This window comes from Mediterraneibacter hominis, from assembly GCF_014287475.1.
GTDB lineage: Bacteria > Bacillota > Clostridia > Lachnospirales > Lachnospiraceae > Mediterraneibacter > Mediterraneibacter hominis.
This window is the reverse complement of record NZ_JACOPF010000001.1, coordinates 1,469,504-1,489,124: the sequence shown is the minus strand read 5'-3', so window position 1 is coordinate 1,489,124 and position 19,621 is coordinate 1,469,504. Positions and strand designations below refer to the sequence as shown.

16 protein-coding genes are annotated in these 19,621 nt (G+C 44.3%); all 16 read left to right on the top strand.

What is annotated here, in order from left to right:
- Nucleotides 1-232 precede the first annotated feature (232 nt).
- The 16 genes from H8S37_RS07190 (at nt 233) to H8S37_RS07115 (ending at nt 19,523) form a co-directional block, all read left to right on the top strand.
- The gene (locus H8S37_RS07190) at nt 233-2,347 is read left to right on the top strand and encodes a glutamine synthetase III family protein (protein WP_186875314.1); all 2,115 of its coding nucleotides are present in this window, start codon (nt 233-235) and stop codon (nt 2,345-2,347) included.
- Nucleotides 2,337-2,498: a hypothetical protein gene (locus H8S37_RS07185; RefSeq protein ID WP_186875313.1), complete on the top strand. Its 162-nt coding sequence runs from the start codon at nt 2,337-2,339 to the stop codon at nt 2,496-2,498. Before H8S37_RS07190 ends, H8S37_RS07185 begins: the two co-directional genes overlap by 11 nt.
- Entirely contained in the window at nt 2,477-4,180 is a 1,704-nt protein-coding gene (locus H8S37_RS07180; protein ID WP_186875312.1) for an ABC-ATPase domain-containing protein, read from the top strand. The genes H8S37_RS07185 and H8S37_RS07180 overlap by 22 nt, the downstream gene beginning before the upstream one ends.
- Nucleotides 4,177-5,337 (top strand): exonuclease SbcCD subunit D, encoded by a 1,161-nt coding sequence (locus H8S37_RS07175; protein WP_186875311.1) that lies wholly within the window; start codon nt 4,177-4,179, stop codon nt 5,335-5,337. Before H8S37_RS07180 ends, H8S37_RS07175 begins: the two co-directional genes overlap by 4 nt.
- 15 nt (nt 5,338-5,352) lie before the next feature.
- On the top strand, nt 5,353-7,983 hold the full coding sequence (locus H8S37_RS07170; protein ID WP_186875310.1) for an AAA family ATPase: 2,631 nt from the start codon (nt 5,353-5,355) through the stop codon (nt 7,981-7,983).
- A gap of 221 nt (nt 7,984-8,204) precedes the next feature.
- Entirely contained in the window at nt 8,205-9,197 is a 993-nt protein-coding gene (locus H8S37_RS07165) for an ABC transporter ATP-binding protein (protein ID WP_186875309.1), read from the top strand.
- On the top strand, nt 9,181-10,047 hold the full coding sequence (locus tag H8S37_RS07160; protein ID WP_186875308.1) for an ABC transporter permease subunit: 867 nt from the start codon (nt 9,181-9,183) through the stop codon (nt 10,045-10,047). Before H8S37_RS07165 ends, H8S37_RS07160 begins: the two co-directional genes overlap by 17 nt.
- Nucleotides 10,048-10,060: 13 nt before the next feature.
- Nucleotides 10,061-11,521 (top strand): Gldg family protein, encoded by a 1,461-nt coding sequence (locus H8S37_RS07155; RefSeq protein WP_186875307.1) that lies wholly within the window; start codon nt 10,061-10,063, stop codon nt 11,519-11,521.
- A gap of 15 nt (nt 11,522-11,536) precedes the next feature.
- Nucleotides 11,537-12,442 carry a DUF4340 domain-containing protein gene (locus H8S37_RS07150; protein ID WP_186875306.1) on the top strand — a complete coding sequence of 302 codons (906 nt, stop codon included), beginning with the start codon at nt 11,537-11,539 and terminating at the stop codon, nt 12,440-12,442.
- A 193-nt stretch (nt 12,443-12,635) separates the two neighbouring features.
- Complete coding sequence (locus H8S37_RS07145) at nt 12,636-13,043, top strand: zinc ribbon domain-containing protein (protein WP_186875305.1); 408 nt, start codon at nt 12,636-12,638, stop codon at nt 13,041-13,043.
- Nucleotides 13,044-13,076: 33 nt separating this feature from the next.
- Nucleotides 13,077-13,781 carry a J domain-containing protein gene (locus H8S37_RS07140; protein ID WP_186875304.1) on the top strand — a complete coding sequence of 235 codons (705 nt, stop codon included), beginning with the start codon at nt 13,077-13,079 and terminating at the stop codon, nt 13,779-13,781.
- A gap of 216 nt (nt 13,782-13,997) precedes the next feature.
- Nucleotides 13,998-16,097, top strand: coding sequence for a BglG family transcription antiterminator (locus tag H8S37_RS07135; protein ID WP_186875303.1), 2,100 nt, complete (start codon nt 13,998-14,000; stop codon nt 16,095-16,097).
- A gap of 48 nt (nt 16,098-16,145) precedes the next feature.
- Entirely contained in the window at nt 16,146-16,430 is a 285-nt protein-coding gene (locus H8S37_RS07130) for a PTS sugar transporter subunit IIB (RefSeq protein WP_186875302.1), read from the top strand.
- Between the two features lie 48 nt (nt 16,431-16,478).
- Nucleotides 16,479-17,750: a PTS ascorbate transporter subunit IIC gene (locus H8S37_RS07125; RefSeq protein WP_186875301.1), complete on the top strand. Its 1,272-nt coding sequence runs from the start codon at nt 16,479-16,481 to the stop codon at nt 17,748-17,750.
- A 29-nt stretch (nt 17,751-17,779) separates the two neighbouring features.
- Nucleotides 17,780-18,607 (top strand): transketolase, encoded by an 828-nt coding sequence (locus H8S37_RS07120; protein WP_186875300.1) that lies wholly within the window; start codon nt 17,780-17,782, stop codon nt 18,605-18,607.
- Entirely contained in the window at nt 18,597-19,523 is a 927-nt protein-coding gene (locus tag H8S37_RS07115) for a transketolase family protein (protein ID WP_330604874.1), read from the top strand. Before H8S37_RS07120 ends, H8S37_RS07115 begins: the two co-directional genes overlap by 11 nt.
- The last annotated feature ends 98 nt before the right edge of the window (nt 19,524-19,621 follow it).

Genomic DNA, 19,621 nt, shown 5'->3' with positions numbered 1-19,621 from the left:
ACTCAGTTTATACAAATGTACGCTTGCAAAAACATGCAGACATGTTTTATGCTTCCCGCACACTGTATGGCTGAACTGTTGCCAGTAATTACAAAAAATTATGAAATTTACTTGCCTTTTTTTGGCGATTGCGTTATACTAACATACGCAGATGTGACAGGGGCGTTCCAGCATAGTTGGAGTGCCCTTTTTTCTGCTCCGGCATAAGAAAAAAGTGAGAAAGGGAAAAAATATGAGTACAGAATTGTTCAATGTAGCAGACATTTTTGGAGAAAATGTATTTAACGATACCGTGATGCAGGAACGGCTTCCGAAGAAAGTCTACAAGAACCTGAAAAATACGATTGAAGAGGGGAAAGAATTAGACCTTGAGACAGCAGATGTCATTGCCCATGAAATGAAAGAATGGGCGATAGAAAAAGGCGCGACCCATTATACGCACTGGTTCCTGCCGCTGACAGGTGTTACGGCAGAAAAACACGATTCTTTTATTTCAGCTCCACTTCCAAGTGGGAAAATTTTGATGAGTTTTTCTGGAAAAGAACTGATAAAAGGAGAACCGGATGCTTCTTCTTTCCCGTCAGGCGGGCTTCGGGCTACATTTGAAGCAAGAGGATATACAGCATGGGACTGTACATCTCCGGCATTTGTACGCCAGGATGCGGCAGGTGCAACCCTTTGTATTCCGACTGCATTCTGTTCTTATACTGGGGAAGCGCTGGATCAAAAAACTCCGCTTCTTCGCTCTATGGAAGCGATCAATACACAGGCGCTCAGGCTGCTGCGTCTGTTTGGAAATACGACGTCTAAGAAAGTGACTCCGTCTGTAGGAGCAGAGCAGGAGTACTTTTTGGTAGATGCGAAAAAGTTTCTTGAGAGAAAAGACTTAATATATACAGGGCGCACCTTATTTGGAGCGATGCCTCCAAAGGGACAAGAGCTGGACGATCATTATTTTGGAACAATCCGACAGAGGATTGCTTCTTTTATGCGGGATGTAAACATTGAGCTCTGGAAGGTTGGTGTATCTTCCAAGACACAGCACAACGAAGTTGCACCTGCACAGCATGAATTGGCGCCGATTTATACAGAGGCAAATATTGCGGTGGATCACAACCAGATTGTCATGCAGACGTTAAAGCGTATTGCGAGTCAGCATGGAATGAAATGCCTGCTGCATGAGAAACCATTTGCGGGAGTAAATGGTTCCGGAAAGCATAATAACTGGTCCCTCATAACAGACGATGGGATTAATATGCTGGATCCTGGAAAAACGCCTCACGAAAATATTCAGTTTCTTCTGATTCTGACCTGCATCTTGAAGGCAGTGAATAAACATGCGGATCTTTTGCGTGAATCTGCCGCTGATCCGGGAAATGATCACAGACTTGGCGCAAATGAGGCTCCTCCGGCAATTATTTCTGTTTTCCTTGGAGAACAGCTGGAGGATGTGATAGAACAGCTTATCAGCACCGGAGAGGCGACCCACAGCTTAAAAGGAGGAAAGCTGGAGACAGGTGTCAGGACATTGCCGGAGCTTATGAAGGATGCTACCGATAGAAATCGTACCTCTCCATTTGCATTTACAGGAAATAAATTTGAATTCCGTATGGTTGGTTCAAGGGATTCGATCGCGTCTTCGAATATTGTGTTGAACACCATTGCGGCGGAGGCATTTTCCGATGCCTGTGATGTGTTGGAAAATGCGGAGGATTTCCAGCTTGCAGTACATGACTTAATCAAGAAATATGCTACAGAAAACCAGAGAATTATCTTTAATGGAGATGGCTACTCGGAAGCGTGGGTAGAGGAGGCAAAAAGAAGAGGACTCCACAATATCCGTTCTATGGTTGAGGCAATTCCGGCGATGGTGTCTGACAAAGCAGTATCACTATTTGAAAAGTTCGGAGTGTTCACAAAGGCAGAGCTGGAGTCAAGGGCAGAGATTCAGTATGAGTCCTACGCAAAGGCGATCAATATAGAAGCACGCACCATGATTGATATGGCAAGAAAGCAGTTTATTCCGGCAGTTATGAAATATACAAAGGAGCTGGCAGATACTGTCAATACAGTAACGGCGGCGGGGGCAGACGCCAGTGTACAGAGCAGTTGTTTAAAGGAAGTGTCTGAACTGCTAAAAGAGACAAAGTCTGCGCTGGATGTGCTGGAGAAGGTGACAAGGGAGGCATCTCAGAAGGGAGAAGGTCCGGAGGAAGCAAAGTTCTTTTATTATGAAGTAGTGCCTGCTATGGAGAACCTGCGCACACCTGTGGATAAGCTGGAGATGATTGTAGACAAAGAAGCCTGGCCGATGCCGTCCTATGGCGATCTGCTTTTTGAAGTATAGAAATAACGAATGGACAATCAATAGCGAAAAGAGGAACCGGGATTTAACCGGCTCTTCTTTTATAGAGGGCGATTTTATTATATGTACAGGCATCCTGATGAAAGGGCTGCCGGGAAAGGAGTTAGAAACATGCAGACTGCGGCAGATTTAAGAAATTTATTGAACAAGATCGACCACAGAGGGTATCCTGCATATAAGGATACAAAAGGGATGTATCAGTTTCCGGGATATGTTCTGTCGATCGATCATGTACAGGGGGACCCTTTTGCCTCTCCTTCTAAGGTCAGCGTTATTGTAAAAGGGAGGACAGCGGACTTTCCAAAAGAATTGTATATACAGACATATTTGAGAACTGCATTGCAGGATGAACTGACAAGGCAGTTCGGAAGGCAGGCAGAGCAATTCGCGTTTAAAGCAAAAGGTTCTGGGAAAAGCGGGCTTATTTCTTTAAGCCGCCCCGGACAGGAGGTGCTGGAGCGTACCTGCTGCCAGATAGAACCAAAAACAGGAGATATAACAGTACGTATGGAAATCGGCTTTCCGGCAAATGGAAGAACGATCAACGCGAGGGAGCTTATCAAGATTCTGTTTGATTTCTTGCCGGTCTGTGTAGGAAAAGCGCTGTATTATAAAAATCTGAATGGGAAACGGCTTAAGGAGATTGCGGATCTGGCAGAGGATCAGCAGTATATCCGCAGTCATTTGGAGGAAATGGGGCTGGTGGCATTTATTGCAAATGGAAGCATTCTTCCAAGAGAATCCGGTATTTCTTCCAGGCCGATGAAAAAAGGAATTGCATTTGTTTCTCCAAAGGAGATGGAAGTGACAATGGAACTTCCGCATAGAGGCGCAGTAACAGGAATGGGAATCAAAAAAGGAATTACCTTGATTGTAGGCGGCGGATACCATGGAAAGTCTACCTTGCTCAAGGCATTGGAGCTGGGAGTATATAACCATATCGCAGGGGACGGAAGAGAGTATGTCATTACAGACGACACCGCGATGAAAATCCGGGCGGAGGACGGCAGGAGTATTCAAAAGACGGACATTTCTATGTTTATCAATGATCTGCCAAATGGGAAGGATACGGTGGGATTTTGCACAGAGGATGCCAGCGGAAGTACGTCCCAGGCGGCAAATGTAGTAGAGGGAATGGAGTCAGGAGCGAGACTTCTGCTTATTGATGAAGATACGAGTGCGACGAACTTTATGATTAGGGATGAATTGATGCAGCGGGTCATTCATCGTGATATGGAGCCGATTACTCCTTTTATAGAACGGATTCAGGAGTTATATAAAGAGTACGGCATTTCTACGATCATTGTGGCGGGCAGCTCCGGCGCCTATTTCCACATTGCGGACAAGATTGTACAGATGGAGCGCTATATTCCGAGGGACATTACAGACAGAGCCAAAAAGGAAGCGGAGCAATTCCCTGTTTTAAGTGTACCGGAGGAAAAGGCAAAGATACCCGATTTTCACAGATGTCCAAAGGCGAGTCCGGCATTTAAGGGGCAGGATCGGATAAAGATGAAAACGCTCGGACGCGAAGCGGTGCAGTTGAACCGTGAAACCATTGATTTAAGGTACGTAGAACAGATTACAGACAGCGAACAGGTGACAGCGCTTGGATACTGCATGCGGTATGCGCAGAAACATCTTCTGGATGGCAGAAAGAATATGCGGGAGATTATAAAAGAGCTGGAGGAAAAGATGGAGAAGGACTCTCTGGCCGGTTTATGTGAGAGCAGCTCGAATATTGCGCCGATGGCTATGCCGAGGAAACAAGAAATATTCGCATGTTTTAACAGATACAGAGGGCTTAGGGTATGAAGTTTTTCCATTTGTCAGACCTGCACATAGGCAAGATACTGCACGGATATTCATTAAAGGAAGATCAGGAACACATTTTAGAAGAGGTAGTGGCGTATGCGAAGGAGCTTCGCCCTGATGCAGTTGTCATAGCGGGAGATATTTATGATAAATCGGTGCCGTCTGCGGAGGCAGTGTCTGTTTTTGACGAATTTTTAACGAAGCTTTGTGCGATAGAGCCTAGGATTCCTGTTTTGCTGATTGCAGGGAATCACGATTCAGCGCAGCGGCTGGACTATTTAAGCAGGATTCTTGGAAGCTGGCAGATATATATTGCAGGGCGGGTTCCCGCGCAGAGAGAAGAACGTTTAAAGAAAGTAACCTTGACAGATTCTTTTGGGGAAGTAGATTTTTATCTGCTTCCATTTTTAAAACCAGGCTATATTAGAGGACTTTTTGAAGAGGAAGCGCCGGAAACTTACAGTGAGGCTGTCTTAAAGATGATAGAACGGGAAGAGATCGACTGGTCAAGACGAAATGTCCTTGTTTCACATCAGTTCTATATGGGGACAGAAAAAGAGATGCTGACCTGTGATTCTGAAACCTTTTCAGTAGGTGGGATTGACAATGTGGACTGCCGTGTGATTGAGAAGTTTGACTACGCGGCGCTGGGACATTTACACAGGGCGCAGACAACTGGAAAAGCACAGATTTGTTACTGCGGTACGCTGCTGAAATATTCTGTCAGTGAGGCAGAGCAGAAAAAGGCGCTGCAAGTGGTGGAGCTGGGGGCGAAAGGAGAGGCGGTGCGTTTGGAGCAGCTTCCCCTCCATCCACTTCGGGATGTGCGAATATACCGCGGAGAGCTGGAAGCGATTATAGAGTCTGTAAACGGACAGAAGGAAAAATGCGGAGAAGATTATGTAAGCATTACGCTTACAGATGAGGGAGAGCTTTATAAGCCAAAAGAACAGTTAGAAAAAGTATTTTCTCACATTTTGGAGCTTCGTCTTGATAACTCGCGGACGCGAAAGAAGCTGGAATTTGATAATGAAGAAGTGACGCTTCGTTCGCCTCTTACAGTTTTTGCCGATTTTTTTAGAGAAATGCAGGGAAGAGAGCTGTCCCTTGAAGAGCAAAGAATTGTGGAGGAGGCTGTGGAGGCGGCGACAGAATAACCGGAAGGAGATAAGATGAGACCAGTCAGGCTTACTTTATCCGCATTTGGTTCCTATGCGGAGGAGGAAACAATAGATTTTACACAGATTTCAGGCGGTTTATTTTTGATAACGGGAGATACAGGGGCGGGGAAGACAACGATTTTCGACGGAATTATGTATGCGCTTTATGACAGGACAAGCGGCGGAGAAAGAGACGGCAGTATGATGCGCAGCCAATATGCGCCGGAAGATGCGCAGACATACGTAGAGCTTGTCTTTTCCTACAGAGGAGAAGAGTATACAGTCCGCAGGAATCCAGAATATTACCGGGCAGGAAAAAGAAAACGCTCGGACAAAAAGATACATCTTGTAAAAGAAGCGCCTAAGGTCAGCCTGCTTTTGCCGGGAGGAGAAGAATACCAGGGAAAGAAAAAAGAGATTGATCAGAAGCTTGAAGAAATTATCGGGCTGGATGCAGCACAGTTTACCCAGACTGCTATGATTGCACAGGGAGATTTCTTGAAGCTTCTTCATGCAGAATCAAAAGAGAGAAAGCAGATTTTTTCAAGGATTTTCAAGACCTCCCTATACAGGAAGATACAAGAGGAGTTAAAGGAGCAGGCGAAACAAGTATATACAGCGCTGGAGGAATGTGAACAGGACTGCAAAAAAGAGCTGGGACGTGTAGAATTTCCAGATTTTGACAGCCTGGAAGAAGAGAAAAACAGATGGAAGGTATTTCTAGAACAAGAGATTCCCGACGAAAAAGAGGTTCTTAAACAGTTGAACGAAATCTGTAGGTATGATACAGAGGAAGAAAAGAAGCTGACAGAAGAGTTGAGAGGGGTTCAAAAAGAGATAACCAGGCTTCAGCTTTTTATTCAGAAGCAGGAAGAAACAGGGCGTCTGTTCGACACGCTTTGTAAAGAGGAAGAACAGCTTCAAAAACTGGACAGCCAGAAGGAATGGATAGAAGAGCTGAAGCAGCAGGCAAAAGGAGGGGCGCGCGCACAGAAGGTATGGGGAAAGGAGGAACTCTATAAACGAGATAAAGAGCAGGAGCTGCTTCTGGATAAACATATAATGGAGAATACAGTGTGGCTGCAAAACTGGGAGGCAGAAGAGACAGCTTTGCGTAAAAAGGCAGAGGAACTGTGCGGTCAGTTTGTTCCGGCAGAGAAGCAGCTGACGGAACAGATCGCTTCCCTTACAGCATTGCTTCCGCGTTATGAAAGAATCAGGGAGATGAAAACTGCCTGTCAGAAAGAGACAGAGAAGATGGAACAATATCTGGTATGGTGCAGGGAAAAGGCAGAAGCGTATGAGGAGGTGTACCGGCAGTTTTTTAAAGAACAGGCGGGCATATTAGCAGCGGATTTAGAGGAAGGGGCTCCCTGTCCGGTATGTGGTTCGCTTTCCCACCCAAAGAAGGCAGTTCTTTCTGGAAAAGCGCCGGATCAAAAAAAGGTAGAGCAGGCAAAAAAGGCAAGGGACAAAGCGGAGAAAGAACGGCTGGAAGCATATGAGGCATTTCAGAAGATAAAAGGACAGTTAGATGCAGAAAAAGCACAGATTGGAGAGGAAAAAGAAGAAGAGGCGCGGCAGCGCTTAGAGGCGTTAAAACAGGAATTGGAACAGCGGCGCGGCGAGGCAGAGGCAGCAAAGAAAGAATGGCAGCAGCTAAAGGAACAGGGGAGACAGAAAAAAGGCGAGTTACAAGAACAGCAAAAGCAAAAGGAACTGCTCGCGGCGCGTATAGCTAAGGAAAAGCGCGCCTATGAGACAGCGCTTACAGCGCAGGCTTATCCAGATGAAGAAGCGTATCAGAAGGACAAGAAATGGATAGACGGCTGGGAAGAAAAGAATAGAAGTGTGCAGCAATTTGAAACAGACGTAAAGACGTGCTGTGCAAAGATGGAAACCCTGAAGCTTCAACTGAAAGGGGAGAAAAAGACAGATATAAGCGGGGAGAAAAACGCTTTGAAAGAGAAGGAGGATAGAAAGGAATATCTGGATGACAGATTAAGAAACGTATATGCCCGAAGAAGAAAAAATGAGGACGCATGCAGACAACTGGAGGCGAGGTATACCTCTCTGGAAATGCTGAAAAAGAAATATGAGGTGCTGGGAAACTTAAGCCGCACAGCGAATGGCTCCCTTTCAGGCAGTGCAAAGCTGGATTTTGAAACATATGTACAGCGGCAGTTTTTCCGTCAGATTATAAATGCGGCGAATCAGCGCCTGGCAAAGATGACAGAAAATGAGTTCCTCTTACAGTGTCGGGAACTAAAAGACTTGAAAAATCAAGGAGAGGCGGGACTGAATCTGGATGTATACCATCTGGTAAATGATGCGGTGCGGGATGTAAAATCTCTTTCGGGAGGGGAATCGTTTCTTGCTGCGCTTGCTATGGCGCTGGGACTTGCAGACATTGTTCAAAATACAGCAGGGGCGATTACATTGGATACTATGTTTGTAGATGAAGGGTTTGGCTCTTTGGACGAGGAGTCGAGAGAACGCGCCATACAGATATTGAAGCAGCTGGCAGGAGAACGGGGAATGGTAGGAATTATCTCCCATGTCAGTGAACTGAAAGAACAGATAGAATGGAAGCTGGAGATAAGAAAAGATGAAAAGGGCAGCCATGCTTCCTGGAATATGTGACGAAGCCTTCTTGTTGTGTAGGAAACTTCGTTTCCTGCACCATAAAACCCTCTGGGGGCTGCACACTGCGCGCAAAGTGTACAAGCACAAAACTCTGTCACATTTATAACACAAAAACTTCACAAAAGTTTGTTACCTTAAATAACATGTATAAACAGAACAGGCAGGGAACGTGTGCCTGTTCTGCACGGCATGAAAAAACATATCAGGGAGGTAAAGCTTTGATTGAAGTAAAGAATCTGGTAAAAAAATATGGAAACCATACAGCCATAAATCGTCTCAGTTTCCGAATGGAAAAAGGGAAGATTTATGGCTTTTTAGGTCCAAACGGGGCAGGAAAGTCCACAACGATGAATATTATGACAGGTTACCTGGGAGCAACAGAGGGACAGGTGCTTATCAACGGACATGATATTTTAAAAGAACCTGAGGAAGCGAAAAAGCATATCGGATACCTTCCGGAGCTGCCGCCCCTTTACATGGATATGACTGTGTCAGAATATCTGGAATTTGCGGCAGAATTAAAAGGGGTACCGAAGGAAAAAAGAAAAAGCAGCATTGAGGAGGTTATGAAGCTTACAAAGATATTGGAGGTAAAGAGGCGTCTGATTAAAAATCTGTCTAAGGGGTACCGCCAAAGAGTAGGGCTTGCACAGGCCATTTTGGGCTTTCCGGATATTATCATATTAGACGAACCGACTGTTGGGCTGGATCCGAAACAGATTATTGAGATTCGGGAGTTAATCCGGAGCCTGGCGAAGAAGCATACCGTAATTTTAAGCTCTCATATACTGGCAGAGGTAAGAGAGGTATGTGACTATATTCTGATTATCTCCAAAGGAAAATTGGTGGCGAGCGATACGCCGGATAACCTGGAACACCGGATGAACAGCAGTGAAGCAGTGGAAATTGAGACAAAAGCGGAAGCCTCCAGGGTGAGGGAAGTGCTAAAGGATATACAGGACATAAAAGAATCGTCTGTGAAGAAGCAGACAGACGGAATTACCTATGCAAGACTGCTTCCGCGGGATGGAAAAGACATACGGGAGAACGTATTTTTGGCATTTGCAGAACAGAAGGTTCCTCTTTTGACACTGAAAACAGAGCATGTCAGTCTGGAAACTGTTTTCATGGAGCTGACGCAGAATGAAAACATAACGAAACTACAAGAGATGGAAGAAAGGGAGGAAACAGAATATGCTGGCGATTTATAAACGGGAAGTAAAGGCTTATTTCCAATCTATGACAGGATGTGTATTTATCGCATTTCTTGTAGCATATACAGGGATTTATTTTATGGCGTATAATCTGACATACGGGTATCCGTATTTTTCGTATACGCTGTCTGGAGCTTTGATTGTATTTCTTGTAGGAATTCCGTTGATCACCATGAAAAGCTTTTCGGAAGAACGGAAGAATAAGACCGATCAATTACTTTTAACTGCCCCAGTCAGCTTAGGGAAAATTGTCATGGGGAAATATCTGTCTATGGTGACAGTTCTTGCGGTACCCAATATCATTTTCTGCCTGTTCCCGCTTATTATAAAATCACAGGGAAATGCATATCTGAAAGTGGATTATATTTCGATCGCTTTATTCTTCCTGCTGGGCTGTGTCTATACAGCTATCGGAATGTTTCTGTCTGCTTTGACAGAGAGCCAGATTATTGCGTTTATCAGTACATTCGGGATACTGCTTGCACTGTATTTGTGGGACGGCATTCTGTCTATGCTTCCTGGCTCTGCGATCAGCGGGCTGGTGGGCGTGCTGCTTGTTCTGACACTGCTTGTATTTTATATCTATCATATGACTGCGAACTGGATGCTTGCAGCGGCAATCGAGGCTGTCGGCGCTGCCGCAGGGATTATTCTGTATATCGTAAAATCCAGTTTGTATGAAAATCTTCTGACAAAGCTGCTGGGAAGACTGGCTCTGGCAGATGTGTTTACAGATGTTGCATCCAATCAGATTGTAGATGTCACGGGAATTGTGTTGTATCTGTCCATCATCGCTGTATTTGTATTTTTGACTATACAGGCAATTCAGAAAAGACGTTGGAGTTAGGAGGCATAAAACCGTGGAAAAGATGAAAGCATTATTTAAAACAGCGGGGACAAAACAGGGGACGTATAGTGTAGCGGTGACAGCGGTTGTCATAGCTATCGTAGTAGTGGTAAACCTGGTGGCAGGTCAGATACCGGAAAGCTACAGGAATCTGGATGTAAGCAGTACCAATATTTATGACATATCAGATATAAGCAAGGAGCTGCTGCAAAGCCTGGATAAGGACGTAAAGATGACGGTGCTCTCCGTCAAAGAAGAGGCAGATGACAGAATCAAAACATTTTTAAGTAAATATGCCGCGCTTTCCGATAAAATCAGTGTAGAGTGGATTGATCCGGTACTGCATCCGTCCGCGCTGACAGAGTATGGAGTGGACGAAAATACGATTGTCGTAGAATGTGAGGACACCGGGAAAACGACGAATATCGCGTTTAGTGATATTATCGTGACGGATATGTATTCCTATTATTATACGGGAAGCGCCTCAGAATCAGAGTTTGACGGAGAAGGACAGCTTACTGGCGCTGTGGGGTATGTAACAAACGATACGAACCAGGTGATCTATACAACGACTGGGCATGGGGAAGCAGATATATCCTCTACCATATCGGATCTGATGGACAAAAATAATTATACGAGGACAGAGCTAAATCTGTTAATGAATCCAGAGATTCCGGCGGACTGTGATTTATTGCTTATGTACGCGCCGGCGACAGATCTGACAGAGGATGAAAAAGAGGCGGTTGAAAATTACCTGGCAGAAGGCGGAAAAGTGATGCTTGTTCTTGGAGATACAACCAGTGAAGAGCTGCCTAATATTACTGCGGTTATGAAAACATACGGAATGGAGATGACAGACGGCTACATTGCAGATCCGCAGAGGTGTTATCAGGGAAATGCTTACTATATCTTTCCGGAGCTTTCTTTAAGCGGGGATATGGCAGACGGTATTTCCTCTCAGATGGTGCTCCTTATCAACACACACGGACTTACCTTAGAAGATCCGGAAAGGGAAACTATCTCTGTAGTACCGTTCATGCAGACGTCAGATGAGGCGTATGCAGTAACAGAAGAAAATCAGGAGCAGGGCAGCTATGTTCTTGGAGCTGTGGCAACGGAGGAAGTGAGCACCGAAGAAGATGCAGAGGATTCGGATAATGACACGGAAGATTCTGATGAGACTACAGATACAGAGAAAAAGGAGAGCAGGCTGACTGTGATTTCAGCGGCAAGTATGATCGATGCGCAGATTACCGACACATTGACACAGCTGGACAATACAACATTGTTTATAAATGCGGTGACGGAAAACTTTGAAGGAGTGAAGAATCTGTCGATCGAGCCAAAGAGCCTTACGGTAGAGTATAATACCATACAGTACGGAGGGTGGTTCAGTCTGCTGGTTATTTTTGGAATCCCGCTGGCAGTGCTGGTAAGCGGATTTATTGTATGGTTTCGCAGAAGAAAAGCATAGCAAAGGAGGCAGCAGATGAAGAAAAAGAAAGGACTGATTATACTTCTGGCTGTTTTTATAGTATTGCTGCTGGTGTATTTTGCACTGCAGTCTTTTAACAAAAAGCAGGAGGAAAAGGAAACAGAAAAAGAAGCATCAGAAAAAATATATGTAACGGATATAGAAGAGGTAAGCAGTATTCGCTACAATGTAGGTCAGGGAGATTTTGCATTTGAGAAAGACGGGGATACCTGGTACTATAGTACGGATAAAGAATTCCCTCTGATGCAGAGCTATCCGGAACAGATGGCTTCGACCTTTGGAAATCTGGAGGCGCTGAGAAAACTGGAGAATGGGGACTCCCTGGAGGATTACGGATTGGATGAACCAGTATATACAGTGGAGCTCACGGACTCCGATGGAAATACAACAGCTGTATATTTTGGAAATGAAACGCAGGACGCCTATTATGTGACTGTAAACGATACGGAAGATGTTTACACTGTGAACAGTAGCGTGCTTGCCGATCTGGAATATACGTTGGATGACATGGCGCAGTTTGACGATTATCCGAATATTGGAAGCGGTAATTTGAAGAAAGAGACAATTACGCAAGGCGAAGAAACAACGGTTTATGATGCAGAAAACGAAGACGACGCAGAGAATATTGCGGCTGTGGCAGGTGGTCTTGGCGCGGTCAGCCTGGATACCGCCGCGGATTATTCGGCAGAGGATGCAGATCTACCGCAGTACGGACTGGATGAGGCGTCGCGGATCACAGTGGAGGCAGTGTATACCCAGGATGGAGAGGAAGAACTGCTGACACTCTATATAGGGAAGAAAGACGGAGATGGAAATCGTTATGTGATGATACAGGATTCCAGAATCGTATATCTGATAACGGATGAAATCTGCAATAACATACTCAATATAGAGGAATAGAATGGCGCGGGCTGAACGGTTACTACTTTATAAGAATTTTATAAAGGATTTCTTGACATTACAGACAAAACAGAGGAAAATATTTCTCATGTAAGTGAAATCCCCTTTCCTTGACAGTGCAGCGGCTGCTATAGAGAAAATCTCTGTCTAAGGATGGAAGGGAAATGTATACAGAAATTGAGGATGAATGAAGATGAAAGAAAAATTGATACGGTTTATGCAGGGAAGATATGGAGTGGATTCGTTTTCTAAGTTTCTGCTTGTCGCAGGCCTTGTAGTAGTATTTGCCTCTGCTATGTTTACAGATGGGGCTGCGGGAGGTATTTTGTATATTCTTGGGTGGCTGCTTGTCATTTACTGCTATTTCCGGATGTTTTCTAAGAATGTTACAAAACGATATGGAGAAAATCAGGCATTCCTGGCAAAAACATCTAAAATCCGTAATTTTTTCAAGGGTCAAAAGAGTATGTGGAAGCAAAGAAAAGTATATCACATATATAAATGTCCGGATTGTAAGCAGAAGATACGTATTCCTAAGGGAAAAGGAAGAATTGAGATACGCTGCCCGAAGTGTGGTGCGACTTTTAGAAAAAAGAGCTGAAAGCCTGTCGGCTTTAGATGAGAGGGAGAAAAGATGAGAGATCCATACAGTGTTTTAGGCGTAGGAAGGGATGCTTCGGACGAAGATGTGAAGAAAGCGTACCGCAAGCTAAGCCGGCGGTACCACCCGGATGCCAATATCAATAATCCGAATAAAGATGAGGCAGAAGCGAAATTTAAAGAGGTTCAGCAGGCATATCAGCAGATTATGGATGAGAGGGAAAAAGGATATTCCTCACAAAATAACGGTTACGGGGCAGGCGGCTTCGGCAGCTATGGAGGCTTCGGTGGTTTTGGCAGTTATGGAGGATTTTCCGGACAGCAGGCAAATGAAAGCGAAGCGGATATTCACATGAGAGCCGCAGCAAATTATATCAAGAGTGGACATTATAAAGAGGCATTAAATGTGCTGGATGGAATTAAGGACAGAAGTGCACTTTGGTATTTTTATAGTGCGTCGGCAAATGCGGGTGTCGGCAACAATGTGACAGCGGTGGAGCATGCAAAAGAGGCAGTGCGGCTGGAGCCTGGCAATATGCAGTACCAGATGCTGCTTGACAGGCTCCAGGGAGGAGGTACATGGTACCAGCAGAGGCAGTCTATGTACGGATATCCGGGCTCCTTTGACAGTAGCTGCTGCGTGAAGCTGTGCGTGGCAAACCTGCTCTGCAACTTATGCTGTGGAGGAAGCGGGATATGCTGCGGCGGCTATGGCGGCGGCTACGGAGGATATGTGTAGAAATAATCAAAAACATAAAGACGTTTCAAAACCGATAGGACATTCGGTTTTGAAACGTCTTTTTTGGTGATATAGTATAAAATTACACGGCAAACAAGTGAAAATTGTTGAACTTGAATGAAAAAAATAAACCGGAGATAATAAAAGCAGGGAAAAGAGGACAAATAGTTTCCCTTCCCTCTGATTCAGACGTGCGGTGCAAGAAGGGGGTGAAATATGAATATCAGACAAAAATATGAATTGAAAATGCTGGCGGACGAGGGCAGAGTGGACATGGAGAAAATTGCGGAATTATTTTCCATCAATCTTCGGACAGTACGTTATGATATGCAGATTCTCAATGAATATTTGCAACAGGAGATAAAAGAAGAACCAATCAGTGTTAGAAATAAGGCTGCCTATGTAAAAGAAGAACTGCAAAGCAGGCTTATCCGCATTACAGAGGTAAATGGCAAAGATTTCTATGCAGACAGATTAAATGGAGAGGAGAGAATGCTGCTGATTCTATTTGATTTATGCTGGAGCAGCGGATACAGCACGATCCAGAATTTTGTGGATAAATATTTTGTAAGCAGGGCAACGGTGAATAAAGATATTACAGCGGTGAAGAATTACTGTGCAAAGAATCGAATTAACTTTAAGAGCTGCCGGGGCAAAGGTATCTGCGTGGAGGCGGATGAGATAGAAAGACGCCGGTACATGGCAAGGATTATACGGGATTTTACGTCTTTGAAGTCAAAAGATGAGACTCACATAGTTTCTGCCTATTCGCAATGGTTTGATGCAAAAGATTTGGAACGCATCAAAGAGATTGTAGTGGAGATGGAAGAAAAATTCTGTACGTTTTTGTCAGATGTCGCATATGAAGCGCTGGCAATTCATATTGCACTGTCGATTGAACGTTTCCGGGCGAACAGCAGGTATGACAGCCTGGAACAGAAACAAGAGACAAAAAGAGACAGCATACAGTACAAAATGGCGCTGGAAATCGTGCATCGTATCAATGCGGTATTTCAAATTCAGCTCCCCGATACGGAAATACATTATGTAGCGCTGCATATCGGGGCGAAATCAAGTGCGGTTATTAAAAAGGAGGCTCCATTAGGGGATGCGACTTTGGAATATTATTGTATTCGGATGATTGCCTCTGTAGGACGTCAGACTGGTTACGATCTTACTGGAGATGAACGACTGTATGAGAGCCTGTTACAGCATATCAATGTATGTGTGTACAGAAAAAAGTCGGGGATGCTTTTGGAAAATCCTCTGAAAGAAGAGCTGATCAACAGCTATCCACGACTATATGAGATTATCTGTCAGGTTTTGAGAGAAGAGTTAGATACAGATATTATTGTAAAGAGTGAAGATGAAATCGCCTATATTCTTCTGCATTTTGCAACGGCTATCGACAGAAGACAACAGAACGCGAATCGTCTTGCAGATGTGGTAGTTGTATGCGCTACAGGGAGTGGCACAGCGGAATTAGTTGTAGCAGGATTGCGAAGGAATATCCGTCTGCATATAGTTGGAACAGTGGCAGAACACAGACTGGAAAGTTTTTTGAGGAAACAGGAGACTGATTTAATTATCAGTACAGTACCGCTTGGAAGGCAGTACAGTTATGTGCGGGTCAGTCCCCTGCTCCGAAGAGAGGACATTGTGAGGATAGGAAAGAAGCTCCTCGACCTGGGATTTGATATAGAAAAGCCTGTCTATAACAGTGCGCAAATAAGTGACACAGCGATACATTTGGAATATCTGCTGCAAAATTATGCAGGGAAAGAACAAGAGGAGATGCTGGTCAGTAAGATACGCGCACTGTCTGAAAATAGAAAGACTAAGAAAGGGGAAAAAAGATATATGCTAAGTGAGTTGCTGAATGAACAAAGTATTCGTCTAGATATAGAATGCATGGACTGGAAAGATTCTGTTCAAAAATCGGGAGAAGTCCTGATCCAAAAAGGAGATATTACACAGGAATATATTCAGGCGGTTCTTGACAATGTGACAGAGGCAGGGCCTTATATAGTCATTGCAAAAGGGGTAGCTCTGCCGCATGCGACGAATAAAGTGGGAGTACTTCGTACATCCATGTGTTTCGTAAGGCTTGCAACCCCGGTTTGTTTTGGAAATCAGTCTAATGATCCGGTAAAATTCATATTCATGCTTGCAACAGTTGATTCGGATTCACATCTGGGCGCGCTTCAGGATCTGGCAGAATTTCTAGACAGGGAAGAATTTATGGCTGTACTGGAAAAAGCAGAAAAGCCGGCAGATGTTATCGAATACATTAAATCCAATGAAAGCAGCGTTTAGTAACGCGCCGCGTAAAAGTTTCAGGATGGCAGAAAGGAGGGAGAAAAGATGAATACAAAAAAATGTCTGATTATGTGCAGAACAGGAATGGGCAGTTCCATGATGCTGAAAATCAAGGTAGATAAGCTGATTGATAAAAAGGGCTATCCGATGGATGTGACACATGATGCATTCAGCGGCTTTGCGGGACAACAAAATGTGGATATTATCATCACAATGGAAGATCTGATCGATGAGTTTAAAGATTCCAGCGCCTATGTGATTGGAGTCAAAGATATTACAGATACAGCTTATATTGAACAGGAACTGGATAAATATTTTGCACAGGCTTAACAGAGGAATAAAACTACAAAAATGAAAAGATAAAAGGGGGATATGGATATGGCAGTATTGCAGTTTGTAGTATATGACATTTTGGGACAGGCGTCCTTGCTGATAGGACTTCTGGCAATGGCAGGACTTCTGATTCAGAGAAAGCCTGCAGACAAAGTGATTTCGGGTACGATTAAAACAATCGTAGGTTTTTTGATCTTCGGTATCGGTTCATCAGCAGCGCAGGGAGCCCTGAATGGTTTTCAGTCTTTATTTGTCACAGCATTCGGGCTGGAAGGGGTGACGCCTATCTCTGAGGCGATTACGGCGCAGGCACAGACATTGTTTCCGATGGTGATTGCTCTGATTATGGTCGGAGGTTTCTTGTGCAACCTGGTAATAGCAAGACTGACGAAGTTTAAATATATTTTCCTGACAGGTGGCCACAGTTTGTTTCTATCTGCGCTTCTGGCAATTTTATTAAAAGCACTGGGATTATCTGATGTGGCAGCAATCTTAATTGGGTCTCTGATTCATGGTTTCGCAGCGGCTTTATATCCGGCGATTGCGCAGAAATCTATGAACGCGGTGACTGGAAGCGATGAAATTGCAATAGGGCATTACTGCACGATTGCTTACGCATTTTCAGGATGGCTTGGAAGTAAAGTGGGAGATCCAAAGGATAGTACAGAAAATATCAAGCTCCCTGGATGGCTTACTATGTTTAAAGATTATATCGTTTCGGTTTCTTTGTCTATTGGCGTTATTTATTATATCGCGGCAGTGGTAGCAGGAAAGGGCGCAGTGGAAGAAATTTCTGCCGGAACACACTGGCTGATTTTCCCATTAATTCAGACATTGACCTTCACTGGCGGATTGTATGTCATCATTACAGGTGTGCGTTTGTTCTTGGGAGAATTGGTTCCTGCATTTGTAGGCATTTCTGAAAGATTTATTCCGGGAGCGAAACCAGCTTTGGACTGTCCGGTTGTGTTTCCATACGCACCAACGGCAACTGTGCTTGGATTTATTTCCGCTTATGCGGCAGGTTTAATCTGTATGTTTGTGATGGCGGCGATGAAGACAACTGTTATGATTCCGGTGGCAATCCCATTCTTCTTTATCGGGGCAACGGCAGGTGTGTTCGGAAACGCAAGAGGAGGCTGGAAAGGCTGTGTGCTTGGAGCGTTTGTTACAGGGATTCTAATTTCCGTAGGTCCGGCAATTATCTATCCGATCATGCAGAGCGTGGGATTGTCAGGAACAAGTTTTCCGGAGACAGATTTCAATCTGATTGGTATCATCTTTAATTTTATCGGAAAGATACTGGGAAAATGGTAAGACTATAACCGGCACGGGAGGAAAACAACATGAAAGAAGCAAAGCAATTAGAACTAATCGCAAATCACAACCGGAAGCGGATTATAGAAATGGTATATCGCGCCGGAGTAGGACATGTAGGTGGAGCGCTTTCTGTCATTGATCTGTTGACAGCGATCTACGAAAATGAGGTAGACTTTAATGAAGAAGACAGGACAAGGGTTGTTCTTTCTAAGGGACATGCCGTGCCTGCTGTCTATGCGGAATTGGCGGAGAAGAAAATCATAGATGAAAGCCTGTTTCCAACCTTCAGGCAGGTGAATTCTCATTTGCAGGGCCATCCATATACTTGCGATATTCCACAGGTGGACGCCACAACTGGTCTTTTGGGACAGGGATTTTCTATGGCGCTTGGAATGGCCGTTGTAAAGAAAAGAGAGGGAAGTAAATACAAAGTGTATGCCTTGGCAGGAGATGGAGAGATGCAGGAGGGACAGATGTGGGAGGCGCTTATGGCAGCAGCTCACTATAAATTAGATAATCTTGTATATATCATAGATTATAATAAATTGTCTTCTGGACATCCTACGAATGAGGTTATCAATCTGGAACCGATAAGAGATAAAATGGCAGCATTTCGTTATCATGTCGTAGAGATTGATGGACACAATATGGAACAGATACTTTTGGCTCTTGAAGAGGCGAAACATGTAAAAGAGATGCCAACAGTAATTATAGCCAACACAACGAAAGGAAAAGGCATAAGCTTTATGGAAAATGTGCCAAAGTGGCATTCCAGTGGACTGACAGATGAAGAATATGAAATTGCTATGAAAGATTTGAATGTCAGAGAGGAGGTGCTGCTTCGTGGCGTATGACAAGATTACTTTAAGAGAACTAGTAGGAACGGTTTTGGTGGAGGCAGGGGAAAAAAATACGGACATTTATGTGCTTGACAGTGACCTGGCAAAATCGACTACAACGAACAAATTCCAAGCCAGATTTCCAGAGCGCTTCTTCGAGTCGGGAATCGCGGAGCAGAATGCAATGTCAGTTGCCGCGGGAATGGCGACAGAAGGGAAAATTCCTTTTTATGTAAATTTTGCGATTTTTGTATCTGGTACATGCTGGACGCAGCTTAGGCAGATTTGTTATGCGAATCTAAATGTAAAATTGATTGCAACCCATCCAGGAATGGACGGAAGCTATGATGGGGCAAGCCATCATGCAAATGAAGACATAGCATTGATGAGGGCATTGCCGAATTTGAAGGTGCTTTCTCCATCCAATCCGGATGAACTGCGCCAGGCGGTACAAATTGCACTTGTACATAAAGGCCCGGTATATATCCGTTGTGCCCGGGATAGTGTGCCTAATCTGCCTGCAAAAGAATCTGTACAACTAGGAAAAGCAGTAGTTATGGAGGATATGGGGAATGACTTTGCCCTGATTTATGAAGGATCCACAGCAGACTTAGCTATGAGGAGTTTTGCGGCATGCAAAGAAAAAGGGATGAAGGGAAAATTAGTGAACCTTTTTTCTATCAAACCGGTAGATAAGGAATGTATCCGAAATCTTGCAGAAGAAGTAAAGAAGATAGTAACGATTGAAAACCATTCTGTTATTGGGGGCATTGGCGGTCTGGTTGCAGAAACTATCAGCGATATGCCATGCCACGCGCCCCTTTTAAAGGTAGGCGTGGAAGATACGTTTACAGAATCTGGAGCGTTAGAGGCAGTAAAAGAAAAATATGGACTTACGGTTGAAAATGTACTGCGTAAGATTACAGAATAAAGGATAATTGGTTCCATTCTACATGGAAAAAGAGTATCTCTGATAGGGATTATCTATCCAGATAGTCCCAATCTAAGATACTCTTTTTATATCATAGG